We start from the raw sequence: 24,635 nt of genomic DNA on the forward strand, positions 1-24,635 counted from the left end.
TGCTGTGAACGACAACTCGCCGACCCCTGCCAAGCGCACGGAGCCGCAGCCGGATCCGCAACTTGATACTTCTTCGGACTCCGACGAGCCCGCGTTCGCCTGGATGACGGGGCAGCCTGAAAGCCGGGCGGACCGCAAAGCGGCGGAGGCCGCGGCTGTGCCTGCCGACGCTGCGCGCGCCGGCGCCACATCCGCGGACGCTGCACCTGCAGCCGATGAAACTGCCGACGCAAATCCGGCCAGCGCCAAGCCGGCAACGGTCGAACCAGCCAGCGTCGGGTCATCCACCCCAGGGTCATCCACTCCAGGGTCATCCACTCCAGGGTCATCCGCCGGCGGGTCTTCCGCCGCCGGGACCACGGACGAAGGCAAGCCAACCCCGCTCACGGGCGCCGCACGCCACCAGTCCGGCCCTTACAGTGAACCCCTGCCCACCTCGGCCCTGCAGGTCCGCCCTCCCGAGGAGGAAGTTGAGCGCCGCAACGCGGAACGGGAAAGCGCGGCCAACGCCAAACCCGTGGCGCCGCGCATCTGGCAGGTCCTGCTGGCACTGTTCTACCCCGTGATCCTGCTGGTGCTCGCCGTCCGCGCCGTGACCAGCCCCCTGTTCCTCTGGATCGAATACAACCGGCCCGGATTCCCCGGAGACGGGTACGGTTTCAGCACCGATGACAGGATGACCTACGGCTCCTACGCGGTTGACTATCTCAGCAACTGGGCAGGACCGCGATACCTCGGGGACCTGGTGAACCGGAGCGGGGCCAGCCTGTTCAAGGATGGCGAGGTCAGCCACATGGCGGACGTCAAGACGGTCATCCTCTCGGCCTTCGGCGCAGGTGCGCTCCTCATTGCACTCAGCATCGTGGCTATCGCCTACCTGCGCCGCCGAAGCACCGGGGGAGTCCGGCGGGGGCTCTTCGCAGGCTCCATCGTGTCGCTGGCAATCATCCTGGGCCTCGGGGCACTGGCGGTGCTGAGCTGGCAACAGTTCTTCACCGAGTTCCACCGGATCTTCTTCGCCAGCGGTTCCTGGACGTTCGCGCTGGAGGACACCCTGATCCGGCTGTTCCCGGGGCAGTTCTGGATCGATGCGGGCATCGTCATTGCCGGGCTGGTCTTCCTGGTCTCCGTGGTGACCCTGATCCTCACCTGGCCTACGCGCCGGCGCCGCGGACTGCTGAAAGATGACGTGGAATCCGTTGAGGTTGCGGCCTAGCTGCGGTAGAGCCCGGCAACCTCGGCTTCAAAATCACGGACGACGGCGGCTCTTTTCAGTTTGAGCGAAGGCGTCAGGTGGCCGGATTCCTCCGTAAGGGTGGCCGCCAGGATGGTGAAGCTGCGGACCGCTTCGGCCTTCGAAACCAGGGTGTTGGCGTGGTCCACGGCCGTCTGTATTGCGCTCCGGATGCGGGGATCCCGGGCCGCATCAGCCAGAGTCAACGGGCTGACCTTGTTCTCCTGGCACCAGTTATCCAGGCCGGCGGGGTCCAGGCTGACCAGCGCGGCTACGTAAGGTTTCCCGTCGCCGACCACCACTGCGTGGTCAACCAGCTGGTGCGTGCGGATCTTCTCTTCAAGCGGTCCGGGCGCCACGTTCTTGCCGCCGGCGGTGACCAACAGGTCTTTCTTGCGGCCGGTAATGGTCAGGAACCCTTCGGGGTCGAGTTCCCCCAGGTCCCCGGTGCGGAAGAATCCGCCCACGAAGGCCTCCGCGTTGGCCGCTTCGTTGGCGTGGTACCCCTTGAAGCCACCGATCCCTTTGACCAGCACTTCGCCGTCCTCGGCGACACGGATGGTTGTTCCCGGCAGGGGGATGCCCACACTGCCCACCCGGGTGCGGGTGACGGTGTTGGCGGTGCAGGGAGCCGTGGTTTCGGTCAGCCCGTAACCCTCCAGGACGGGGATCCCGGCACCGCGGAAGAAATGCGCGTCGTCGGGGGCCAAGGCGCTGGCACCGGACACCATGTGACCCAGGCGGCCGCCGAACATGCGGCGGAGCCGGGCATACACGAGCCGGTCAAAGAGGGCATGCTGCGTGCGTAACGCCAAGCCCGGTCCGGTGCCTTCCCCGCGGGCGGCACGGTCCTCCTCGAGGGAATAACGGATGGCGGTTGCCGAGGCCGCCCGGAAGATCCGCGACCTGCCGGCCATGGCCGCCTTGTGCGTGGCACCCGCCCGCACCTTTTCGAAAATCCGCGGCACGGCCAGCAGGAATGTGGGTTTGAATGTCCCCAGGTCCTCAAGCAACGCTGCAGCACTATTAACGTGGCCCAGGGTGGCACCTGCATGGAGGCAGGCCACCTGGACGGCACGGGCCAGCACATGGGCCAAAGGCAGGAACATCAGGGTCCTCGCATGGGGCTGTTTGAGGATTTCGGGCAGGAAAGCCACCACGTTCACGGCCACCAGCGCGAAGTTGCCGTGGGTGATTTCGCAGCCTTTGGGGCGCCCGGTGGTGCCGGACGTATAGACCAGGGATGCGACGTCGGCCAGCCCGGCGGCGGTGCGGTGACGCTCCAGTTCGGCGTCTGTAACCCCCGTCCCGGCGGCCGAGAGGCTGGCGAGGTCCGGCGCTTCGCCGTCGAAATCCATCCTGACTACGCTGACCAGCCGGTCCCGCAGGAGTGCGGACGTTTCCAGCACACCGGCGATCAGTGCCACCTTGTCGCGGTCTTCGGCGAATACGTGGCGGGCACCGGCGTCGTGCAAAATCCACTCCACCTGTCCGGGGGAGGAGGTCTCATAAACCGGCACGGTCACGCCCCCGGCGAACCAGATGGCGAAGTCCACCATCGTCCACTCGTAGCGTGTTGCGGACATCACCACCACGGTCTCGCCCGGCTCCAGGCCGCCGGCAATAAGGCCCTTCGCCAGGGCACGGACGTCCTGCAGGAACTTGTGCGCGGACACATCCGTCCAGCCGTTGGGGCCTTTCCGGGCGTACAGCGGGTGGGCCGCGTTGGCAGCTTCCTGCCGGAGCAAAAGGTCAGTGACATTGCTGTCCGGGTCCAGCTCCACCAGGAGTTCTGTGCTTGCTTCTCGCACGGGGGCGTCTCCGTTCCGCAGCCGTTCCGCGGCGCGCGGCTCATTCGAGGGTCTGATGCCATCCTGCCTTAGATCCACGATGGCATCCACATTCTGTACCGCCATTCCTCATAGGAGATGGTCTCGGCAGTCCACAAGGGGTAGAAAAAGGCGGACAACAGCACCGCAGCGGCAACGAAGAGGGCCAGCAGGTACAGGCCGGAGCGCCGACGCCACAACGGGTCGCCCTCCCGGCCCAGAACCAGGCCCAGGCAATAGACCAAGGACAGGATCAGGAACGGCTCAAACGAGACGGCGTAGAAGAAGAACATGGTGCGTTCCGGATACAGGAACCACGGCAGATACCCCGCCCCGACGCCGGCAAGGACAGCCCCTGCACGCCAGTCCCGGCGGCCGGCCCACCAAAAGAGCAGGACCACCAGGGAGATGGCGGCACTCCACCAGATCAGGGGGTTTCCGACGGAGAGGATGGCTGATGCGCAGCGGGCCGCATGGCAATCCAGCGCTTCGGGTCCCGACTGCTGGTAGTAAAACGAGGTGGGCCGGCCCATCACCAGCCAGCTCCAGGCGCTGGCCTCGTAGGGATGCTCGGAGCCCAGCCCCTGATGGAACTTGTAGGCCTCCAGGTGGTAGTGCGCCAGCGAGCGGAGTGAGTCGGGCACCCAGCCCCACATCGGGGAGGGATTGGCCTCGGCCCAGTGACGGAAGTAGGCATCCTGGGAACGGAACCAGCCGGTCCATGTTGCCGTGTACACGAGGGCGGCCACCGGCACCATGCTCGCGAAGGCCGGCAGCCCGTCCTTGATGATTCCGCCGGTGATCCAGCCACGGATGCCTGCCACACGGCGTGCATTCAGATCCCAAAGGACGGTGAGGAGGCCGAACCCGGCCAGAAAAAACAGGCCGGACCATTTGGTTCCAACGGCGAGGCCCATGCAGACGCCGGCGGTGACACGCCACCAGCGGATCCCCGGCCACGGCCCCGCCAGCAGTTGGGCACCCGACGGACGGCCCGTCGTCGAACCCGCTGCCAGCCGTGCCAGCCGGTCAGCGAGGCGCCGCCGCCCGTCGTCGCGGTCCAGCAGCAGGGCGCCGAAGGCGGCAAGGACCCAGAACATCAGGAAGATGTCCAGCAGCGAGGTCCGGGACATGACCAGGTGGTGACCGTCGACGGCGAGCAGGAGACCCGCCGCCGCGGCCAGTGGCAGGGAACGGAACAGTTTCAGCGCAATAAGCGTCAGGAGGAGGACGGACAGGGTACCCGTCAGTGCGGCGCTGAACCGCCAGCCAAACGGATTGTCCGGGCCGAAGAGCCACATACCCGCGGCGATCATCCATTTGCCCACGGGGGGATGGACCACGTATTCCGGACTGTTCAGCAGAATGTCCGGGTTACCGGCGTTAAAGGAATCGTTGGCTTTGTCCGGCCACGTCCGTTCATATCCGCTGACGAGGTAGGAGTAGGCGTCCTTGACGTAATACGTTTCGTCGAAGACCAGGCTGTGGGGGTTGTCCAGACGCACAAACCGGAGGATCCCGCCCACCACGGTGGTCAGGGCGGGAACCAGCCAGAACCACAGGCGCAGCGAGGGCGGGTAATCACGCCAGCTCCGGATGCTGCCGATGAGGCGGCCGCGGAGGGCTGCGGCGGAAAATGCCTCTGCTGGACGGGCGATCCACGGGCGGCCGGCAGGGGGAGCGGTGTCTCCGGCCTCGGCAGGCCGCATCGAGGTCTGGGTCACGAGCCCCATGCTACCTTTTGCCGCCTGCTTCCCCGGCCAGCAGTAGGCTGATGGGGTGGACCCTAACCCCAGTACCTTCGCCGATTCCAGCCCTGAAGATTCGAACCCTGAAGATTCGAACCCTGAAGATTCGAACCCTGAAGATTCGAACGTTTCCCGGACCTCGCCGGCTGCGGGGCCGGGACGGATCATCCTGGCGGCCACGCCGATCGGTAATACCGGCGACGCCTCCGCCCGCCTGATCGACCTGCTGGGCACGGCGGACATCGTGGCGGCCGAGGACACCAGGCGGCTGCACCGCCTGGTCCAGAGCCTTGGCGTTAACGTTGCCGGACGGGTGATCAGCTACCACGAGCACAACGAGGCCACTAAAACAGCTGAACTGCTGGAGCAGGTGCGCGCCGGCAAAACCCTGGTCATGGTGACAGACGCGGGAATGCCGTCCGTGTCCGATCCCGGTTTCCGCCTGGTGGAAGGGGCCGTGGCTGCCGGCCTGACTGTGACTGCCGTCCCGGGGCCTTCTGCGGTCCTGACGGCCCTGGCGCTGTCCGGCCTTCCCACGGATCGTTTCTGCTTCGAGGGCTTCCTGCCCAGGAAGGCGGGGGAGCGCGCGTCGCGGCTTGCCGATTTGGCCGCGGAGCGCCGCACCATGGTTTTCTTCGAGGCACCGCACCGGCTGGAGCCGATGCTCAGGGCGCTCCGGGAACGCTTCGGATCGGAGCGGCGGATCGCCGTCTGCCGCGAACTGACCAAGACCTACGAAGAAGTCATCCGCGGCACCGTGGGGGACCTGCTGCTCTGGGCGGAGAGCAATGAGGTCCGGGGCGAGATCGCGGTGGTGCTGGGCGGCGCACCCGAGCAGGCGCCCGGCACGCCGGAGGATCACGTAGCAGCCGTCAATGCGTTGATGGCCCAGGGCATCAGGCTCAAGGAAGCAGTGGCTGCCGTTGCTGAGGACGTGCGCGTCAGTAAGCGCGAGCTGTACTCTGCCGTGCTGGCGGCGCGCTAGCCAAGACGCGGAAGTGAGTGCCCCGGGACAGGGACGGCTCTTTCCAGGCCAGGACGGGCAGGGGCGGCCCCCGAGAACCAGACACCGAACATCCCCGGGGCGAGTCATCCCCGGGGGCGACACATCCCTGGGGATGACGTTGTGCAGGTGCACACCCCAAGGCCCCGCAGGTGGTGCATTCAGGCGTAGACCCTCCGTCCGGGGCAGCAGTACTGTGAAAGGGAATTAGCCGCGAGGCGGGCCGCCCACGGACCCGCGCGGCAGCCATTCTTACCGACGAGGGAGTCACCGTGACCGTCACTGCCCAGACTGCAATTACTGCCGACCGCGAGAGCGGGCTGCTGGCTTCCGTTCCTACCGGCCTGCTCATCAACGGTGAGTGGCGTCCGGCTGCTTCGGGAAAGACGTTCGACGTCGAAGATCCGGCCACCGGGAAAGTGCTGGTGAGCATCGCCGACGCCGGCCCCGAGGACGGCATGGCGGCTTTGGACGCCGCCGCGGCCGCCCAGGAGTCCTGGGCGAAGGTGCCGGCCCGCGAACGCGGCGAAATACTGCGCCGGGCGTTTGAACTGGTAACGGAGCGGGCCGAGGATTTCGCGCTGCTGATGACCTTGGAGATGGGCAAGCCGCTGGCTGAGGCCCGGGGTGAAGTGACCTACGGGTCGGAGTTCCTGCGCTGGTTCTCCGAGGAAGCGGTACGCGCATTCGGCCGCTACTCGGTCTCGCCGGACGGGAAGTCCCGGCTCCTGGTGACCAAGAAGCCGGTGGGACCCTGCCTGCTGATCACCCCCTGGAACTTCCCGCTGGCGATGGCCACCCGCAAGATCGCCCCCGCTGTGGCCGCCGGCTGCACCATGGTGCTGAAGTCCGCCAAACTGACGCCGCTGACATCCCAGCTGTTCGCTGCCGTCATGATGGAAGCCGGCCTCCCTGCCGGCGTCCTGAACGTCATCCCGACATCCGCTGCCGGTGCCACCACAGGCCCGCTGATCAAGGACCAGCGGCTGCGCAAACTCTCGTTCACCGGATCCACCGAGGTGGGACGCAGCCTTCTGGCCGACGCCTCGGAAACCGTGCTGCGGACGTCCATGGAGCTGGGCGGGAACGCCCCGTTTGTGGTGTTCGAGGACGCCGACCTGGATGCCGCCGTTACCGGGGCCATGGCGGCCAAACTGCGCAACATGGGTGAGGCCTGCACCGCTGCTAACCGGTTCATTGTGCACGAATCGGTGGCGGATGAATTCGCCGGGAAATTCGCCGAAAAAATGCGTGACATGACCACCGCCCGCGGCACCGAGCCCGAATCCAAGGTGGGTCCGCTGATTGATGCCAAGAGCCGGGACAAGGTCCATGAACTCGTCACCGACGCCCTGGCGGCCGGAGCCAAGGCCGTCATCGGCGGTGCCGCAGCAGAGGGTCCGGGCTACTTCTATCAGCCCACCATCCTGACCGGCGTCGCCGAAGGCACCCGGATCCTGTCCGAGGAGATTTTTGGGCCCGTCGCACCCATCACCACCTTCAGCACGGAAGAAGAAGCCGTCCGGCTCGCCAACAACACCGAATACGGACTCGTGGCCTACGTCTTCACAAAGGATCTGAACCGCGGTATCCGGATGGGCGAACGCCTGGAAACCGGCATGCTTGGCCTCAACGCCGGAGTCATCTCCAACGCGGCAGCACCGTTCGGCGGCGTCAAGCAGTCCGGGCTGGGACGCGAAGGTGGCCTGGAAGGCATCGAGGAATACCTCTACACCCAGTACATCGGGATCGCCGACCCTTACGCCGGCTGAGGTCACTGGCCGCGGCGGGGACGGAACAAGCCGGTGCGCGCCCTGGACCGGAAGCGGGCGGCGTGCGTGACCGCCCGGCGTGCCGGTGTCCTGATCCCCCGGAACGGGGTGGCCAGGAGCCGGGCCCAACTCCCCAGGACCGATGCCGGGAGCCAGGTGGCCCGCAAGCGCCTGCCGAGCGGGGCGTTCTCGCGCAGCGACTGCTCCACGGCCGAAATCCGGGGTGCAATCCGCTCCGGTTTCCCTGCAGCGGCTTCCCGTGCAGCGACGGCGGGGTTGCCCGGGCGGCCGTAGTTGCGGCGTTCAAAGTCTGCGGTCAGCGTCAGCACGGCTTGGTGAGCCTGGTCCTCCATCCCGCCGGGTTCCCCAAGCAGCGCGGAACGGCGCAGGCGCGCGGAATAGGCCCGGGCCGTTTCGCTCGCTTGCGGCGGCAGGCCGTAGTCGGTGCCGAGATCGCGGAGTTCAGCCCATGCCAGCGGAATCGCATTCCCCGTGTCCGGGTCCGGCCGCTGGATACGCCGGGAGCGGATCCCCATACGAACCAGCCGGGGCGATGCCAGGACCAGGAGCAGCCCCAGCACGCCCGCCACGCCCGGCAGCCACGGCAGGAGCCAGTGTTCGAGGCTGCCGGCGTTGGCATCCGGAGCAGGCGCCGGCGCAACGCTGGGCGTCGGTGCCGGAACTGTCGCGTTTGAGAGCAGGTCGTTGTTGTTTTCAATGAGGTCGGGCGACGCGGGGCTGACCGGCTCAGTGGCATACGCAGGCACCACGCCGCGTGATGGGGTGGGCTCGAAGGGCACCCAGCCCAATCCTTGGAAGTAGAGTTCCGGCCACGCATGGGCGTCGCGGGCGTCCACTTCGAATTCCGGAAGGGCCCCCTGCCCGGCGACAGAGACGCTGGCTCCAGTAGCCCGCCCCGGTGCGTAGCCGACGGCGATACGGCTGGGAATGCCTTCCAGCCGGGCCATCACGGCCATGGCGGAGGCAAAATGGATGCAGTAGCCGCTTTTTTGGGTGAGGAAATCGGCCAGCACCGACAACCCGTTACCGTCGTAACCGCCTTGGACCGGGGACTGCAGGGAATACGTGAACTCTCCCGAGCGCAGGTAGTTCTGGATGGCCATCGCCTTGGCGTACTCGTTCTCAGTGGAACCCGTCACCGCATCGGCTGTCCGGCGGACAATGTCCGGCACGCCGTCAGGAATCCTGGTGAATTCCGCCAGGATGCCGCGCACTCCCCGGGATGACTGCCGGAGCATGTCAGCCGTAAGTACGGGTGCGGAGGACGCCACAATATATTGCTGGGCCCGGGTGTTGGTGTTGAGCCCTTTCACGGTCAGCGTGGCAGGATCCCAGGTCCAGGACCCGTTGAGGCCGCGGATTGATTGCGGCGCATACGGCAACGGCAGGTAGGGGCTGGTAAACGTACCCGTTTCCACGACGGTGACCTGCCGCTGCTGCGGCGCGGTGACGTCGTAGCCGGTCTGGATCAGGCCGGAGACGGGACGCCGCTCTGCGTCCCGGTCGTCCGGTCCCCAGGTTTCGCCGTCGAAATTGTCCACCGTGACTGACCGGAGGTACAGCGGCCCGGGGGCGCTCGTGGCATAGGTGATCCGGCCCGTGCCGGCCGGGGTCCGCAGGCTGTTGCCCAGGGTGATCATGGGGTTCAGGCCCGTGCCGGCGCCCCACGGGTTGAGCCGGGAGCCTTGCGGGAAGGTCCCCTGATCGAAGCCCGGAATCGCCAGCGGAACCGCGAGCGCGGCCACCAGGGCTACGGTGCCTGTCAGGACGGCCCGCCGCAGATGCCCGGGTGCCCTTCCGCTGTCGGTCGGGATGCGTGAATCGGGGCCAAACCATTGGCTGCACCCCAGGATCAGCAAGTAGCCGGCGGCCGCAGCGCCGAAACCCCACAACCCCACGCTCTGAGGCTTCACCAGGGCAGGAACCACCATGATGGCGAGCAGGCCCAGGCCGGTGGTGGCCGGCATGCCGAGGGGGACCGCCAACGCATCAATGAGGATGACCGCCAAGCCCAGGACGGCGCACGTGACCATGACGATCCCGGCGTTCGGGGCCACCGGCGCACTCTCGGCGAGGACCGTCTCGCTGGCGCGGCGGATGAACCTGCCCAGTTCTGTCAGGGTCGCCCCGGAGGGGATGAAGCCGGCCAGGCCCGTGCTGCGGAAGAAAGTCAGGGTGATGACGGCAACCAGGGATGCAAAGCCGCCCACCGCCACCAGGAGCGGCTGGGCGCGCAGGGCGCGCAGCACGGCGAGGGTCAGGCAAACCACCGCCACCGTCGTCAGGACAGGCAGGTACCAGGCCCACCCGCGCAGGACACCGTTGAGGGACAAAGCAGCCCCGGCAACGGACAGGGCGACCGCTCCGGCCATGGCCCACGGGTACGCCCCGACCCGGACCCGTGCAGGTCGCTGCCCGTGGCTGTCCGGCGCGGTGGGCCCGCGGCCGGCAGCAGCCCGCGGCTCCCGGGAGGATTCGCGTTCAGGTGCCAGCGTCACCGCCCCACCCCCGCTCCGCGGCGGACGTCGGCCGCTGCCGTGGCGGGCGCCGCGCCGTCCTGGTCAAAGCTGCTCCAGGCCACGGGGACGGCCGCCGTCGCAGGCACGGCAACAGCCCGCCAGCCGCCCCGGCGCAGCGTTTCCAGGGCGTCCTCGGAATCTTCGGGCCGGTCGGTCACGATGATGGCGAAGGCGTTTGCTCCGTAGCCTGCCCCCTGCGCCAGTGCCCTCGCCTCCTCGGGTGAGGTTCTGCCGAGTACGGCGATGATGGGCCCGCGCATCCGGTGCGCCGATAGTTTGTCCATCAGCTGGTCGCCGAAGACGTCCGGGTCGTGGCCGCCGTGGACCTTCGGACCGTGCTTCTCCCCGCCGGTATGCAGTTCCCACCCGGCGTGGTGCGGGCCGGAAATCCGGATGGCGGCAAGGCTTTCGGCGATGGCCTGAAGCCCGGACGTCCCCGAATACTCCTCTGAATCGGGCTCCGGTGCGGACGGCGAGCGGAGGAACGCCGGCTCGCCCCGGGGATCCAGCATTCGGAGGGCGTAGTTGCGCTCGGCCAGGTGCGTACAGACGGACATGGCCGCCACCACGGCCCATTCGAACGTGCCGCTGCTGGCCATCTCATGGCTGTCCCGGGGAGCCGTTCCCCCGAATCCGGACGCGGCTCCGCCGGAGAAGGCCCCAAACCGTTGATCCAGGATGATGGTGGCTTCCGGCGTCGTGACCGATTCCTCCTGCCGCACCATGAGTTCGCCGTGGCGGGCGGTGGCGGCCCAGTGGACGCGCCGCATGGGATCACCCGGGCGGTATTCCCGCGTCATGACATCGTCGTCGCTGGGGTTGGCGCGGGTCCGGGTGGCGGTGATGCCGTCGTTGCCGCGGGCCCCCGCGAGCCCGGTGACGGGGAGTTCGACGGCGGCGGGCGTGACGGTCAGGATGTCGCCGTCGTCGATGGCCTGCCGGTGCAGGGAGAGCCCGAACGGGTCGGTGAACTCGGCAGTAACGGGGCCGATCAGGTATTGCCCGCGTTGTGTGGAGTGCAGGTGGTATTCGTACCTGCTTGTCCCGCCGGTGGCGGACCGGGCCGGAAAGCGGAAGGCGGGGGACTCGCCGAACTGCGGGGGCAGCTTCTCCTCCATGACGGCCCGCCCGCCGCCCGAGCCGCTCCGGGCCACGGCGAGCCGGACGGTGGTGGCCGCGGAGGTCTCCACCGGGGAGGGGTGGAATTCCCGGTACACCTGGAAACGCGGTTTCACGAGCCTGATCCCCGCCAGGGCAACGACCGGCAGGACGATCAGCAGCACGCTCAGGCTCAGCAGGTCCCGGCGTCCCATGATCTGCGCTGCGGCCAGGGAGATGGCGCCCGCGGCAAGGAGCCCCCACCCCCGGTGGGTGAAGAGATGCCGCGGAAACCGATCGAGCAGCGCCATGGGATATCCCGCCTAGTGGTTCCGCCGCAATCCTGCCGGCGCGGCTGAGGACCGGGCCGGAGTGGTCACCGGATCCTGGCTGACCGGCAGCCGGGACAGGATGCCGCGGATAACGCTGTTCGGCGTCTCACCGGCCCCGGCGGCTTTGCGGTCAAGGATGATGCGGTGGGCCAGAACCGACTCCGCAATACCCACGACGTCGTCGGGCAGCACAAAGTCACGGCCATCCAGCGCCGCCGTGGCTTTGGCGGCACGGAGCAGCTGGAGCATGGACCGCGGGCTCGCCCCCAGCCGGAGCAGGGGACTCTCACGCGTGGCCCTGCCGACGGAGACGGTGTATTCCTTCACCGCCTGGGACACATAGACCTGCTGGACGGTGGCGATCATGGCCGCCACATCCGCTGCGGTCACCACCGCGGACAACTTCGCCAGCGGCGAGCTCGCCTGGTGGGTTTCCAGCATTTCGATTTCCGAATCCTTGTCCGGGTAGCCCATGGAGATCCGGGCCATGAAGCGGTCCCGTTGGGCCTCCGGGAGGGGATAGGTCCCTTCCATTTCAATGGGGTTCTGCGTGGCCACCACCATGAACGGCTCGTCGAGCCTGTACGAGTCTCCGTCCACCGTGACCTGGTGCTCTTCCATGCACTCCAGCAGCGCAGACTGGGTTTTTGCGGAGGCGCGGTTGATCTCATCGCCGATGACGATGTTGGCGAAGACGGCCCCGGGCCTGAACTCGAACTGGCGCGTTGACTGGTTGTAGATGGACACCCCCGTGACGTCCGAGGGCAGGAGGTCGGGAGTGAACTGGATCCGGCTCACCGTGCAATCGATGGTCCGGGCCAGGCTCTTGGCCAGCAACGTCTTGCCCACGCCCGGCACATCTTCAAGCAGGAGATGGCCCTGGGCAAGCAGCACCGTCAGGGCTAGCCTGGCGGCATCGGATTTCCCGTCGATCACGGTGTTGATCGAGTCAAGGATGCGGCGGCTGGCGGCGTGGAATTCCGCGGCATCCATGGCGGCGGTGCGATGGCCGTTGAGGTGCTCCACCTGCCCCGGGACCGGGGAAAAGTTCCTGCCGGGAGGGGCTGCCTCGTTGACGGCGGTGCGGCGGTGGGGGTCCATCTGCAACCTTTCAGCCCGGGGATCACCTGGGACGGGACAGCCGGCCTGCCTGCGCCCGGCGGTGGGCGTTCGCATCTGTTTCCTACCAGACTACTAAGACAACTGCCGGGGCAGACAGAGAGTTCCTTGAATTCCGGGGGTATCCTCCGGCGCTAGGGTTGAAGGATGTGCAATCCGCTGATTCCCGCCGCCTACCGCGCCGCCGCGGCCGACACTCCGGCCGGTTCCGCCCAGCAGAAACGCCCGGACTATCCGCCGGCACCGGAACCTCTCCCGGTCCCGGTGATGGACAACCACACACACTTCGGTTTTCCCGACGGCGAGAGCCCGGTGGCCATTGCCGCGGCCTTGGACGCGGCCGAGACCGTGGGGGTGCAGGGTGCCATCCAAGTGGGCACGGACCTTGAATCATCCAGGTTCACCGTCCAGGCTGTTGACTCGGACAGCCGGTTGCTGGGGGCGGTGGCCCTCCACCCCAACGATGCCCCCGACTATGCCGGGCGCGGTGAGCTGGAGGAAGCGCTGGCGGAGATTGAACGGTTGGCGGCGCATCCCCGGATCCGGGCCATTGGAGAGACCGGCCTTGATTTCTTCCGCACGGAGGGGGAGGGCCTGGCCCATCAGCGCTATTCGTTCCGCCGGCACATCGACATTGCCAAGCGGCTGAACCTGACCCTGCAGATCCATGACCGGGACGCGCATCACGACGTCGTCCAGGTGCTTCGGGAGGAGGGGGCCCCGGAGCGGGTGGTGTTCCACTGCTTCTCCGGCGATGAGGAGCTTGCCAGGATCTGCAATGAGGCGGGCTGGTACATGTCCTTCGCGGGAACACTGACATTCAAGAACGCCGCCAATCTTCGGGCCGCACTCGCCGTGGCGGACCCGGACCTGGTCCTGGTGGAAACCGACGCTCCGTTCCTCACCCCGCACCCGCACCGGGGCCGTCCGAACGCCAGTTACATGGTGCCCTACACCGTCCGGGCCATGGCCGACTTGACAGGAACGGACCTCGCCGGGCTCTGCGGGACGATCGCCCAAAATACCGTGCGCGCGTACGGTTCCTGGGCCTGACGGGCTCCCTTCCACGGCGTCTGTCGAGCATACTAAGTATGCTAATTTCTTGGTCGCTTTATAACGCTACGGTTACAGTGGAAAATTATTAGCCGGGGTCGGGGAAGGCCTACGGATAATTTCACTTCACTCGCAGAAGACCAGGCAAGCCACCGATGCTGCCTGTCCTCAGAGAAAAGTGTGGCGGCGCATCGATGCCCGGAGCTGTCCCTTGGGGCCTGCGCCGGCTATTTCACTGCGTTTTTCCCCGTGCCCGGACGGATCAAAAGTTATGGGCAATCGTGGTCAAGCTCTTCACAACGGACGGCAAGTTCAGTTTCATCAAAATCGGCACCCAACTTGTGGTGCTCTGCGCGCTGGTGGCAGGCCTCGTGGCCTTCGTCGGAAATAACAAAACCGTTACCCTCAATGTCGACGGAAAAGTGACTTCGGTCCAGTCCTTCGGCGGCACGGTTGGCCAGGTAGTGAAAAGCGCAAACGTGGAATTGAAGCCGTCCGACCGCGTCTCGCCCTCGGCGGACGTCAAAGTGGAGAACGGCACGGTCATCAACGTCAACATGGCCAAGGCCGTGAAGGTCAGCCTGGATGGTGCGGAGAAGACCGTCAGCACCACGGCGCCGGACGTGGCCGGCTTGGTCACCGAGCTCGGCGTGGCAAACGCCTCCTCGGTTTCCGCCCCGAAGGGTGCCCAGCTTGCGGTTGCGGGTTCCTTCGTTTCAATTTCGACGCCGAAGAACGTCAGCGTTGTTGCCGACGGCAAGGTCGCCACGGCCACCACGACGGCGGGAACCGTCGCCCAGGTGCTCGAAGACGCAGGCATCACCCTCGGCGTCGACGACCGGACGTCCCAGCCCGGCAACGCGCACGTTGTGAACAACATGGTTGTGAAGGTCTCCCGCGTGGATACCAGCCAGACTGCCGCCACCTCTGAAGAAGTGGCCTTCGACAGCCTGAGCAGCGACAGCCCTGAGTTGTTCAAGGGCGAGAAAAAGGTCACCCAGGCCGGCGTGCCCGGAAAGGTCGACAGGACCTTCAAGCTGGTCCTCGTGGACGGCCGTGAAGCTTCCCGGACGCTGGTCTCCGAAGCCGTCTCCGTCCAGCCTGTGACGGAGCAGGTCGCCGTGGGCACCAAGCCGAAGCCGGCCCCCGCTGCACCTGCCGCGGGCACCAACACCGGTGCTGCAGCCCCGGCCATGATGAACGAGGCCATGTGGGACAAGATCGCGCAGTGCGAATCCACCGGTAACTGGTCCATTAACTCGGGCAACGGCTACTACGGCGGCCTGCAGTTCAACATCCAGACGTGGATCGGCGCCGGTGGCGGGGCATACGCCCCCAACGCCAGCCTGGCCACCAAGGCACAGCAGATCGACATCGCCAACAAGGTTTACGCGCAGCGCGGCCTGCAGCCGTGGGGCTGTGGCTGGGCCGCTTCAAGCTAGACGCCCCGCCAAGCCCTGTGCCGGCGGCAGCTGACCACAGCCGCCAGGTGCACGGGCCTGCACTCCACGGGCATCAGTGGCCGGCTCCGGGAATTTCCCGGGGCCGGCCACTGCCGTTAACCCGGGCAGGCGTGAGCCCGCGATGCTGCGGAATCACGACAAAGCGGGCAGCGGGGAAGGGCCGGCGGGATAGGATACCTACGTGACTGAACCGACTGCCGCCGCGCCCGCACCCCTCTTCGGCGCTTCCGACATCCGCCGACTGGCAGAGGAAATTGGCATCCGGCCCACCAAAACACTCGGCCAGAACTTCGTCATTGACGGCAACACCATCCGCCGCATTGTCTCGGTGGCCAACATCGGGGCGGATGAGACGGTCCTGGAAGTCGGCCCCGGCCTCGGTTCGCTGACGCTCGGCCTGCTGGACGCGGCGAAAGCGGTAGTCGCCGTCGAAATTGATCCGGTCCTCGCCGCGAAGCTCCCCGCAACGGTGCGCGCCTGGCGGCCCGGGGCCGCCGACTCATTCCACCTTGTCCAGGCCGACGCGATGAAGGTCACCTCCCTGCCCGTCGAGCCCACCGCCCTCGTGGCGAACCTTCCGTACAACGTGGCCGTGCCCGTGGTCCTGCACCTGCTCCAGCACTTCCCGAGCCTGCAGCACGGACTGGTGATGGTCCAGGACGAAGTGGCGGACAGGCTGGCCGCCGGGCCCGGGTCCAAGACCTACGGCGTGCCGTCCGTCAAGGCCGCCTGGTACAGCAGCATGCGCAAGGCCGGAGTGATCGGCATGAACGTCTTTTGGCCGGCGCCCAAGATCCACTCCGGCCTCGTAGCCTTCACCCGCCGGGAACCGCCCGTCACAACGGCCACCCGGCAGCAGGTGTTCGCCGTGATCGATGCCGCCTTTGCCCAGCGCCGCAAAACGCTCCGGGCGGCCCTGGCAGGCTGGGCCGGCGGCGCTGCGGAAGCCGAGCGCTGCCTGGTGTCCGCAGGCGTGGACCCCACAGCGCGGGGCGAAGTCATCGACATCCACGCGTTCGCACGGATTGCCGAAGCCCGGGAGGCGACAGCATGAATGCCCTGGCCGGACGGTTCCCCGCGCGGACGGTCCGGGTGAAGGCGCCCGGAAAGGTCAACGTCTCCCTGGACGTGGGACCCCTGCGGCCCGATGGATACCACTCAGTGGCCAGCGTCTACCTCGCGGTGTCCCTCTATGAGGAAGTTGCCGCCACCAGTACCCAGACGCCCGGGATCACGGTCAGCATCAGCCCGGAAAGCACCCTGGACCTGGACGGGGTGGACATCCCGCTGGACGAAAACAACCTGGCCTACAGGGCCGCCGCCATGATGGCCGATGTGTCGGAGCACGCCACGGGCGTCCACCTGGAGATCACCAAGCGGGTCCCGGTGGCCGGCGGCATGGGCGGCGGCTCGGCCGACGCCGCCGCCACCCTCCTGGCCTGTGATGCCCTGTGGAACAGCGGCCTGTCCAGGGACGAACTGGCGCACATCGCGGCAGACCTGGGCGCCGACGTCCCGTTTTCGCTCCTCGGGGGCACCGCCGTCGGGCTCGGCCTGGGTGACGAACTCTCACCGGCGCTGGTGAAGGCACAAACTGACTGGGTGCTGGTGGCAGCCGACTACGGCCTGGCCACCCCCGAAGTCTTCCGCACCCTGGACCGGCTCCGTGATGCTGAAGGCCACGAAGCAGCCGAGCCGATGGCGGTGGATCCGCGGATCCTGCAGGCGCTCCGCGGAGGCGATGCGGTGGCCCTCAGCAAGGTCCTGGTCAACGACCTCCAGCGTGCCTCCATTGAACTTGCCCCCAAGCTCCGCCATACCCTGGGACGGGGTGAAGCCCTCGGTGCCCTCGCGGGGCTTGTCTCCGGTTCCGGTCCCACCGTGGCGCTCCTGACCCGCAGTCCCGCCGCCGCGGACAGCCTGGCCGAGGACCTGCGGCATTACGGCCTCACCGCGTTTCCCGTGCACGGGCCCGTTCACGGCGCCCGAATCATCTCCGATACGCTCCTTTAAGCGCCCGATACTTTACCCAGCAGCAGAAAGCAGTCCCCTTTGGCACACCTTCTTGGCGGCGAGAACCTCACAGTTTCGTACGCAACGCGCACCGTCCTGGACGGCATCACCCTTGGCCTGGAGGAGGGTGACCGGATCGGGATGGTGGGCCGGAACGGTGACGGCAAATCGACCCTCATGCGCCTGCTTGCCATGCGGTCCACCCCGGATTCCGGCAGGGTCACCAAGCGCAGCGAAGTCAACATCGGCTACCTGGACCAGAGCGACGTGCTCGACGGCGACCTCACCGTCGGCGCCGCGATCGTGGGGGACCAGGCCGACTACGAGTGGGCCCGCAACCCGCAGATCCGCGAGGTCATGGGCGGCCTGGTGTCCGACGTCGACTGGCACGCCAACGTCCATGCCCTCTCCGGCGGACAGAAACGGCGTGTGGCCCTGGCCAAGCTCCTCATCGAGGACCATGACGTGATCATGCTCGATGAGCCCACCAACCACCTCGACGTCGAAGGCGTCGCCTGGCTGTCCAGGCACCTGAAGACCCGCTGGCGCCCCAACCAGGGCGCCTTCCTGGTGGTCACCCACGACCGCTGGTTCCTCGATGAAGTCTGCACCAAAACGTGGGAAATCCACGACGGCATCATGGATCCGTTCGACGGCGGCTACGCGGCGTACGTCCTGGCCCGCGCTGAGCGCGACCGGGCGGCGTCGGTCACCGAAGGAAAGCGCCAGCAGCTGGTGAAGAAGGAACTCGCCTGGCTGCGCCGCGGAGCCCCGGCCCGCACGGCCAAGCCCAAGTTCCGCATCGAGGCCGCCAACGCCCTGATTGCCGACGTCCCGGAGCCCCGCGACTCGACGGCGCTGAGCAAGATGGCCACGGCCCGGCTCGGCAAGGACGTCTTGGACCTCGAGAACGTGTCCCTGGACTTCCTCGGCGGCGACGCCGGCCAGAAACTTTTCGACAACATCACCCTCCGCCTTGCCCCGGGGGAGCGGCTGGGCCTGGTGGGCGTCAACGGCGCCGGCAAGACCACACTGCTGAAGCTCCTGAACGGTGAAATCCAGCCGACCACCGGCAAGGTCAAGCGTGGCAAGACCGTGGTCACCGCCGTGCTCACGCAGGAAGTCAAAGAGCTCGACGACGTCTCGGACCTCCGCGTCATCGAGGTCATCGAGCGCGAGAAGCGCTCCTTCAACGTGGGAGGCAAGGAGTTCACTGCCGGCCAGCTCGTGGAGCAGCTCGGCTTCACGAACGAGAAGCAGTGGACCCCGGTCAAGGACCTCTCCGGCGGTGAGCGGCGGCGCCTCCAGCTGCTCCGCCTGCTCGTGGGTGAACCCAACGTGCTGATGCTCGATGAGCCCACCAACGACCTCGACACGGACACCCTCGCCGCCGTCGAGGATGTCCTGGACGGCTGGCCCGGCACGCTCGTCGTAGTCAGCCACGACCGCTACCTCCTGGAGCGCGTCACCGACCACCAGATGGCGCTGCTGGGCGACGGCAAGATCCGTGCCCTGCCCCGCGGCGTGGACCAGTACCTGGAACTCCGCGAATCCGCCCTCGCCGGCTCCACCATCACCGGCGGCGGCAACCCCGTGACCGGCGCCAGCGGCAGTTCCGCCTCTGCTGCAAGCGGCGCTTCCGAGGCAGCCAAACGGGACGCCCGCAAGGCCAAGAACCGCATCGAACGCCAAATGGGCAAACTGGAGCAGGCCGAAAAGAAGATCCACGACCAAATGGTCAAGAGCACGGCCGACTCCGACTTCGACGCCCTTGCCGAGCAGAACAAGAAGCTCAAGGACCTCGCCGGCGAACGAGAAGGCCTCGAACTCGAATGGCTCGAGGCCCTGGAAGTACTCGGCGAATAGCTGTCCGTTGGGTGGCCGGTGCTGTTTGGGTGCCGGTCCTCCCGCGTTCGTGTGGGTTGGGTGCCGCAGGCGGCCCTTCGGCGTCGCTTAGACACAGCACATAGGGAGCGCTCCGGTCGCGGGGCGACCTCCAAACTCACCTTCCCGAAGGATCACCTCCCGACAACAAACCTCACCGCCAGTCATGGAACAGTACCCGCGCGGAACGTTCGGCAGGGGTACTCGTGACGGGCGCCCCAACGCGCGTGTTTGAGAATTGCATTTCGCGGCGAAAGGTGCGGTGTGAGCCTCAGTGATTGGGGTGCGGAGAACATCAACTGGACCTGCGCACTAGTGGTGCAGGGGGCCTTCGCGTAGTCGCGCATCGCGGGCCATCGGGCACATAAGGTCGCTCAGCGACCGAGAAGGCCTCGAACTCGAATGGCTCGAGGCCCTGGAAGTACTCGGCGAATAGGAAAGGCGACGGCGGCACACGGGAGTGGGGAACGCGTCCGGCAGCGTGCGTCAAAGCGACGAAGGAGCAGCACGCAGAGGACGGGTTCCCCACTCCCTCAGGCAACAACTCAGCCTTCGCTCATCAGCTCCGGGTCCTTCTTGAGGCCGGTCAGGCCGTTCCAGGCGAGGTTTACCAGGTGGGCGGCTACGGTCTGCTTGTCGGGCTGGCGGCTGTCCTGCCACCACTGGCCTGTCATGGCCACCATGCCCACGAGCATCTGGGCGTACATGGCACCGTCGGCCGCGCTCAGGCCACGGCGGTCAAATTCGTCAGACAAGATGTGTTCAACCCGGGCTGTGATGTGCGAGAGCAGGGTGGAGAAGGCGCCTTCGGGCTGGGACGGGGGAGCATCCCGCATCAGGATCCGGAACCCTTCGGTGTGGTCTTCGATGTAGGTGAGCAGGGCGAGTGCCGCGCGTTCGACGAGAATGCGGGGCTTCGCTTCCTCCGTCAGGGCTGCCGTGATCACGTCCAGCAGGATCCGGAATTCGAAGTCCACCACCTGGGTGTAAAGGCCTTCCTTGGAGCCGAAGTGCTCGTAGATCACCGGTTTGGAAACCCCGGCGCAGGCCGCGATTTCCTCGATGGTGGTGCCGTCGAGTCCTCGGGCGGCGAAGAGGCCGCGGCCGATGTCGATCAGTTGGCTGCGCCTCTGTACGCCGGTCATCCGTGCCCGGGGTGGGTTGTTACTCACATTTCCATCATGCCTTAGGGCCGCCGGCCGGCGCGGTTGAAACGGCTGCGAGGGTCTCCGGGAGCGCCCCTGGGGGTGCACCGGTGGGTGCCCGTGTCGCGGGCTGCCCTGAACCCATGGCAAAATAACTACTTGTGCCTTGGCCTTGCGCCTCTGGCACGGTCCGCCCTGGTGTAATGGCAGCACCCCGGCCTTTGGAGCCGTGGAGTATAGGTTCGAATCCTATGGGCGGAACTGCTGTGCGGAAAGCCGTCCAGTAGTATGAACTCGGTGCCCCGCCAGGCTTGTGGCCGGCCAGGCACCGCACCCAGCGCCACGCGCAACCAAGCAAGGAGAGCCCGTACGTGATCCCCGAGAATACCGGCCCAGCCGCCGTCATCGTTCTGGCAGCAGGCGCCGGTACCCGGATGAAATCCCGTACCCCCAAGATTTTGCATGAGATCGGCGGCCGCTCCATGGTGGGCCACGCGCTCCTCGCAGCCCGCAGCATCAACCCCGGCCGGTTGGCCCTGGTGGTCCGCCACGAGCGCGACCTGGTTGCCGGCCACCTGAACGAGTTGGACCCTGAAGCGCTGATCGTGGACCAGGATGACGTGCCCGGTACCGGCCGCGCCGTCGAGGCCGCACTGGAGGCCCTGGACGCCCGGGAGAAGCTCGAAGGCACCGTGGTTGTTACTTACGGTGATGTTCCCCTCCTGACCGGTGGCCTGCTGGCCGACCTGGTGGCCACCCACGAACGTGAGGGCAACGCCGTTACGGTGCTCACCGCCCTGCTCGATGACGCCACGGGCTACGGCCGGATCCTCCGCGGCGATGACGGCTCGGTCACCGGCATCCGCGAGCACAAGGACGCCACCGAAGCAGAACGCCTGATCCGTGAGGTCAATTCCGGAATCTACGCCTTCGACGCCGCGGTCCTCCGCGACGCGCTGGTGCACGTCACCACGGACAACTCCCAGGGCGAGAAGTACCTCACCGACGTCCTGGGCCTCGCACGGCAGGCAGGCGGCCGGGTGGCCGCCGTCGTCACCGAAGACCGGTGGCAGGTGGAAGGCGCCAATGACCGGGTACAGCTCGCCGCCCTTGGCGCTGAATTGAACCGCCGGACGGTCGAAGCCTGGATGCGCGCGGGAGTGACCGTTGTTGACCCCGCCACCACCTGGATCGATTCCGGGGTGGTCCTGGACGAGGACGTCCGCATCCTCCCCAACACGCAACTGCACGGCGCCACCAGCGTGGCTAGGGACGCCGTCGTTGGCCCCGACACCACCCTGACCGACGTCCAGGTCGGCGAGGGCGCCACGGTGGTCCGCACCCATGGTTCCGGCGCCGTGATCGGCCCGCGCGCCGCCGTCGGCCCCTTCACGTACCTTCGCCCCGGCACGGTCCTGGGTGAGAAGGGCAAGATCGGTGCCTTCTACGAAACCAAGAACGTCACCATCGGGCGGGGATCCAAGCTGTCCCACCTCGGTTACGCCGGCGACGCCGAGATCGGCGAGGACACCAACATCGGCTGCGGCAACATCACCGCCAATTACGACGGCGAGAAGAAGCACCGCACGGTGATCGGCTCGGGCGTCCGTACAGGTTCCAACACGGTGTTCGTTGCACCGGTCACCGTGGGGGACGGTGCCTACAGCGGCGCCGGAGCGGTGATCCGCAAGGACGTCCCGGCCGGCGCGCTCGTCCTGTCCGTTGCCGCCCAGCGCAACGCCGAAGGCTGGGTTGTTGCCCACCGCCCCGGCTCGCGCTCGGCAGAGCTCGCCCAGGCTGCGTCAGACTCCTCACATACCCCAGCATCCACAGAAGAGGGCAAGTAAATCATGAGCGAAATTACCGCACACGGCGAGAAGAAGCTGGTGCTTGCCGCCGGGCGGGCGCACCCGGAACTGGCGCGGGAAATCGCGAAGGAGTTGGGGACTGAGCTGCTGCCCATTGACGCCTACGACTTCGCCAACGGGGAAATCTATGTCCGCGCCGGCGAAAGTGTCCGCGGCACCGACGCGTTCGTCATCCAGGCCCACCCGGCGCCACTGAACAACCACCTGATGGAACAGCTGATCATGATTGATTCGCTGAAGCGTGCCTCCGCCAAGCGGATCACGGTGGTATCGCCGTTCTACCCGTACGCGCGCCAGGACAAGAAGGGCCGCGGCCGCGAACCCATCTCCGCCCGGCTGGTTGCGGACCTGTACAAGACCGCCGGCGCTGACCGCATCATGAGCGTTGACCTGCACACCTCACAGATCCAGGGCTTCTTCGACGGCCCCGTGGACCACCTCATGGCCATCCCCCTGCTGGCGGACTACATCCGGACCAAGGTGGGCGCCGACAATATCACGGTTGTTTCCCCGGACACCGGCCGCGTCCGCGTCGCCGAGCAGTGGGCAGAGCGCCTGGGCGGGGCCCCGCTGGCGTTTGTGCACAAGAGCCGCGACCTCACCGTGCCCAACCAGGCCGTATCCAAAACGGTCGTGGGCCAGGTCAAGGGCCGGACCTGCGTGTTGATCGATGACATGATCGACACCGGCGGCACCATCTCCGGAGCGGTCCAGGTGCTCATGAATGCCGGTGCCAAGGACGTCATCATCGCCGCGACGCACGCAGTGTTCTCCGACCCCGCCGCCCAGCGGCTCGCCGAATCCGGTGCCCGTGAAGTGGTGGTCACCAACACCCTGCCGATTTCCTCGCACCAGCGCTTCCCGCAGTTGACGGTGCTGTCCATCGCGCCCCTGATCGCCCGCGCCATCCATGAAGTGTTCGACGACGGTTCGGTCACCAGCCTGTTCGACGGCAACGCTTAAGCAGGACTTCCGTCCGGCGCCGGTCCCGTTTTCAGTATTAGGGCCCGGCGCTGGTAAGCTTTTTGACGATACCTTGGCGAGGGAGAACAGTCTCCGTTATCGACTGGGTCTGAATCTCCCTTCTGGAAGGGCGCCACACCTGGCCGCCCGGCGTTGAAGGTCGCAACAGACCTCCGCCCTTGCTGAACACCACGTAGATTTCCAGAGGAGACACCCATGTCTGAGCAGAAGCTCGCAGCAGAAGTACGCACCGAATTCGGCAAGGGCTTTGCCCGCCGCGCCCGCATGGCCAACCTGATCCCCGCCGTCATCTACGGCCACGGCGCCGAGCCGATCCACATCACGCTGCCTGCCAAGGCCACCACCCTGGCAGTCCGCACGGCCAACGCCCTGCTGTCCCTGGACGTCAACGGCGAAGATCACCTGGCCCTGGTCAAGGACGTCCAGCGCGACCCCATCAAGCAGATCATCGAGCACATCGACCTGCTGACCGTCCGCAAGGGCGAGAAGGTCACCGTGGACATCCCGGTCCACGTTGTTGGCGAACTGGCCCCGGGCAACGTCTTCAACCAGGAACTGACCGTCATCTCCCTCGAGGCCGAGGCAACCCACCTGCCCACCGGCATCGAGGTAGACATCGAAGGCCGCACCGCCGGTCAGCACATTCTCGCGTCCGACCTGGTCCTGCCGAAGGGTTCCGTGCTGCTGGCAGACGCCGACGCCCTGGTCATCAACATCTCCGAGGCCACCGAGGTCTCCGACGAAGAGGCCCAGGCTTCCTCTGAAGCCGCTGCCGAGTAACACCCGCTCAGTTTGCAGCCGTGGCCGGGCCCCGTCGGGGTCCGGCCACAGCCGTGTCCGGACCACTTTAGGATGGAACAATGACTGACACCTGGCTGATTGTCGGCCTCGGAAACCCCGGAGCCGAATACAAAGGCAACAGGCACAACGTTGGCCAGATGGTTCTTGACGAACTCGCCGGCCGGCTCGGCGGAAACTTCAAAACCCATAAAGCCCGGGCCCAGGTCCTCGAAGGGCGGCTGGGGATTGGGGGACCGCGAGTGGTGCTCGCCAAGCCAATGAGCTACATGAACGTCTCCGGCGGCCCCGTGGCCGCCCTGTCGAATTTTTATGACATTGGACCGGACCGGGTGGTGGCGGTGCACGATGAGATTGATATCCCGTTCAAGACCGTCAGGCTCAAGTGCGGCGGCGGCGAGGGCGGCCACAACGGACTCAGGGATATCTCCAAAGCACTCGGCACCAAGGACTACCTGAGGGTCAGGGTGGGGGTGGGCCGCCCGCCGGGCCGCATGGATACCGCCGACTATGTGCTCCGTGACTTTGGCAGCGCCGAGCGTAAGGACCTGCCGTTTCTGCTGGATGAAGCTGCGGATGCGGTGGAGATGCTGATCAGGGAAGGGCTGACCGCGGCGCAGCAGAAGTTCCACCCCGCAAAGACCGACGTGTAGTAATCGGACGAAAAACCCCGAATCACTGTTCAGCCTTCCTTGCCTGGGGGTAGTCTGCTTAACAAGCGGGGGGCGATGGGGCTTGTTCCCGCTTATTGG

At 66.7% G+C, this 24,635-nt stretch carries 18 protein-coding genes, 1 tRNA gene and 1 pseudogene; 13 read left to right on the plus strand and 7 right to left on the minus strand.

The genetic code is table 11. The annotated features are described in order from the left end of the window. The first annotated feature begins 4 nt into the window (after nt 1-4). On the plus strand, nt 5-1,216 hold the full coding sequence (locus tag SBP01_RS05965; protein WP_320537835.1) for a TIGR01906 family membrane protein: 1,212 nt from the start codon (nt 5-7) through the stop codon (nt 1,214-1,216). On the opposite strand, the gene SBP01_RS05970 is transcribed toward SBP01_RS05965, so the two are convergent. From SBP01_RS05970 to SBP01_RS19740, 3 genes and pseudogenes are all read right to left on the minus strand, one after another. Beyond that, on the minus strand, nt 1,213-3,045 hold the full coding sequence (locus SBP01_RS05970) for an AMP-dependent synthetase/ligase (protein WP_320537836.1): 1,833 nt from the start codon (nt 3,043-3,045) through the stop codon (nt 1,213-1,215). The two genes, SBP01_RS05965 and SBP01_RS05970, sit on opposite strands and share 4 nt — an antisense overlap. A 68-nt stretch (nt 3,046-3,113) precedes the next feature. Then, nucleotides 3,114-4,796 (minus strand): dolichyl-phosphate-mannose--protein mannosyltransferase, encoded by a 1,683-nt coding sequence (locus SBP01_RS05975; protein ID WP_275212644.1) that lies wholly within the window; start codon nt 4,794-4,796, stop codon nt 3,114-3,116. Between the two features lie 53 nt (nt 4,797-4,849). Next, nucleotides 4,850-4,909 (minus strand): annotated as a pseudogene (locus SBP01_RS19740) (hypothetical protein); the annotation flags it as partial. Nucleotides 4,910-4,974: 65 nt separating this feature from the next. Here SBP01_RS19740 and rsmI point away from each other — a divergent pair. Together rsmI and SBP01_RS05985 are read left to right on the plus strand one after the other, a co-directional pair. Further along, nucleotides 4,975-5,796 (plus strand): 16S rRNA (cytidine(1402)-2'-O)-methyltransferase, encoded by an 822-nt coding sequence (rsmI, locus tag SBP01_RS05980; protein WP_320538291.1) that lies wholly within the window; start codon nt 4,975-4,977, stop codon nt 5,794-5,796. Nucleotides 5,797-6,086: 290 nt separating this feature from the next. Then, on the plus strand, nt 6,087-7,586 hold the full coding sequence (locus SBP01_RS05985) for an NAD-dependent succinate-semialdehyde dehydrogenase (RefSeq protein WP_275212643.1): 1,500 nt from the start codon (nt 6,087-6,089) through the stop codon (nt 7,584-7,586). Between the two features lie 2 nt (nt 7,587-7,588). On the opposite strand, the gene SBP01_RS05990 is transcribed toward SBP01_RS05985, so the two are convergent. From SBP01_RS05990 to SBP01_RS06000, 3 genes are read right to left on the minus strand one after another with little or no spacing between them, the layout of a single operon-like run. Next, nucleotides 7,589-10,105 (minus strand): DUF3488 and transglutaminase-like domain-containing protein, encoded by a 2,517-nt coding sequence (locus tag SBP01_RS05990; RefSeq protein WP_320537837.1) that lies wholly within the window; start codon nt 10,103-10,105, stop codon nt 7,589-7,591. Continuing rightward, complete coding sequence (locus SBP01_RS05995; RefSeq protein WP_320537838.1) at nt 10,102-11,535, minus strand: DUF58 domain-containing protein; 1,434 nt, start codon at nt 11,533-11,535, stop codon at nt 10,102-10,104. The genes SBP01_RS05990 and SBP01_RS05995 overlap by 4 nt, the downstream gene beginning before the upstream one ends. Nucleotides 11,536-11,547: 12 nt before the next feature. Next, nucleotides 11,548-12,657 carry an AAA family ATPase gene (locus SBP01_RS06000; protein WP_275212639.1) on the minus strand — a complete coding sequence of 370 codons (1,110 nt, stop codon included), beginning with the start codon at nt 12,655-12,657 and terminating at the stop codon, nt 11,548-11,550. A gap of 165 nt (nt 12,658-12,822) precedes the next feature. On the opposite strand from SBP01_RS06000, the gene SBP01_RS06005 reads away from it, so the two are divergent. The 5 genes from SBP01_RS06005 to SBP01_RS06025 all read left to right on the plus strand — a co-directional run bounded on the left by SBP01_RS06005 (nt 12,823) and on the right by SBP01_RS06025 (nt 19,070). Beyond that, a complete protein-coding gene (locus SBP01_RS06005) occupies nt 12,823-13,728 on the plus strand; it encodes a TatD family hydrolase (RefSeq protein WP_320537839.1) in 906 nt (301 codons plus the stop codon). Nucleotides 13,729-14,009: 281 nt separating this feature from the next. Then, entirely contained in the window at nt 14,010-15,170 is a 1,161-nt protein-coding gene (locus SBP01_RS06010) for a ubiquitin-like domain-containing protein (RefSeq protein ID WP_320537840.1), read from the plus strand. A 202-nt stretch (nt 15,171-15,372) separates the two neighbouring features. Then, nucleotides 15,373-16,245, plus strand: coding sequence for a 16S rRNA (adenine(1518)-N(6)/adenine(1519)-N(6))-dimethyltransferase RsmA (gene rsmA / locus SBP01_RS06015; RefSeq protein ID WP_320537841.1), 873 nt, complete (start codon nt 15,373-15,375; stop codon nt 16,243-16,245). Next, the gene (locus SBP01_RS06020; protein WP_320537842.1) at nt 16,242-17,204 is read left to right on the plus strand and encodes a 4-(cytidine 5'-diphospho)-2-C-methyl-D-erythritol kinase; all 963 of its coding nucleotides are present in this window, start codon (nt 16,242-16,244) and stop codon (nt 17,202-17,204) included. The genes rsmA and SBP01_RS06020 overlap by 4 nt, the downstream gene beginning before the upstream one ends. Before the next feature lie 39 nt (nt 17,205-17,243). Then, entirely contained in the window at nt 17,244-19,070 is a 1,827-nt protein-coding gene (locus SBP01_RS06025) for an ABC-F family ATP-binding cassette domain-containing protein (protein ID WP_320537843.1), read from the plus strand. Nucleotides 19,071-19,633: 563 nt separating this feature from the next. Here the strand turns inward: SBP01_RS06025 and SBP01_RS06030 are convergent. Further along, nucleotides 19,634-20,260 (minus strand): TetR/AcrR family transcriptional regulator, encoded by a 627-nt coding sequence (locus SBP01_RS06030; RefSeq protein WP_320537844.1) that lies wholly within the window; start codon nt 20,258-20,260, stop codon nt 19,634-19,636. A gap of 162 nt (nt 20,261-20,422) precedes the next feature. On the opposite strand from SBP01_RS06030, the gene SBP01_RS06035 reads away from it, so the two are divergent. The 5 genes from SBP01_RS06035 to pth all read left to right on the plus strand — a co-directional run bounded on the left by SBP01_RS06035 (nt 20,423) and on the right by pth (nt 24,536). Next, nucleotides 20,423-20,494 (plus strand) — tRNA-Gln (locus SBP01_RS06035). A gap of 110 nt (nt 20,495-20,604) precedes the next feature. Beyond that, nucleotides 20,605-22,080 carry a bifunctional UDP-N-acetylglucosamine diphosphorylase/glucosamine-1-phosphate N-acetyltransferase GlmU gene (glmU, locus tag SBP01_RS06040; RefSeq protein WP_275212630.1) on the plus strand — a complete coding sequence of 492 codons (1,476 nt, stop codon included), beginning with the start codon at nt 20,605-20,607 and terminating at the stop codon, nt 22,078-22,080. Between the two features lie 3 nt (nt 22,081-22,083). After that, entirely contained in the window at nt 22,084-23,064 is a 981-nt protein-coding gene (locus SBP01_RS06045; RefSeq protein ID WP_275212629.1) for a ribose-phosphate diphosphokinase, read from the plus strand. Nucleotides 23,065-23,280: 216 nt separating this feature from the next. After that, entirely contained in the window at nt 23,281-23,865 is a 585-nt protein-coding gene (locus SBP01_RS06050) for a 50S ribosomal protein L25/general stress protein Ctc (protein WP_320537845.1), read from the plus strand. Between the two features lie 80 nt (nt 23,866-23,945). Beyond that, complete coding sequence (gene pth / locus SBP01_RS06055) at nt 23,946-24,536, plus strand: aminoacyl-tRNA hydrolase (RefSeq protein ID WP_275212627.1); 591 nt, start codon at nt 23,946-23,948, stop codon at nt 24,534-24,536. The last annotated feature ends 99 nt before the right edge of the window (nt 24,537-24,635 follow it).

Origin of the sequence: Pseudarthrobacter sp. IC2-21, assembly GCF_034048115.1 — a bacterium.
In the GTDB taxonomy this organism is placed as follows: domain Bacteria; phylum Actinomycetota; class Actinomycetes; order Actinomycetales; family Micrococcaceae; genus Arthrobacter; species Arthrobacter naphthalenicus.

Coding starts and splice junctions, on each gene's coding strand:
- SBP01_RS05975 (WP_275212644.1), bottom strand. CDS start 4,796: ATGGGGCTCGTGACCCAGACCTCGATGCGGCCTGCCGAGGCCGGAGAC.
- SBP01_RS05995 (WP_320537838.1), bottom strand. CDS start 11,535: ATGGCGCTGCTCGATCGGTTTCCGCGGCATCTCTTCACCCACCGGGGG.
- SBP01_RS06000 (WP_275212639.1), bottom strand. CDS start 12,657: ATGGACCCCCACCGCCGCACCGCCGTCAACGAGGCAGCCCCTCCCGGC.
- SBP01_RS06005 (WP_320537839.1), top strand. CDS start 12,823: ATGTGCAATCCGCTGATTCCCGCCGCCTACCGCGCCGCCGCGGCCGAC.
- SBP01_RS06020 (WP_320537842.1), top strand. CDS start 16,242: ATGAATGCCCTGGCCGGACGGTTCCCCGCGCGGACGGTCCGGGTGAAG.
- SBP01_RS06045 (WP_275212629.1), top strand. CDS start 22,084: ATGAGCGAAATTACCGCACACGGCGAGAAGAAGCTGGTGCTTGCCGCC.
- SBP01_RS06050 (WP_320537845.1), top strand. CDS start 23,281: ATGTCTGAGCAGAAGCTCGCAGCAGAAGTACGCACCGAATTCGGCAAG.
- pth (WP_275212627.1), top strand. CDS start 23,946: ATGACTGACACCTGGCTGATTGTCGGCCTCGGAAACCCCGGAGCCGAA.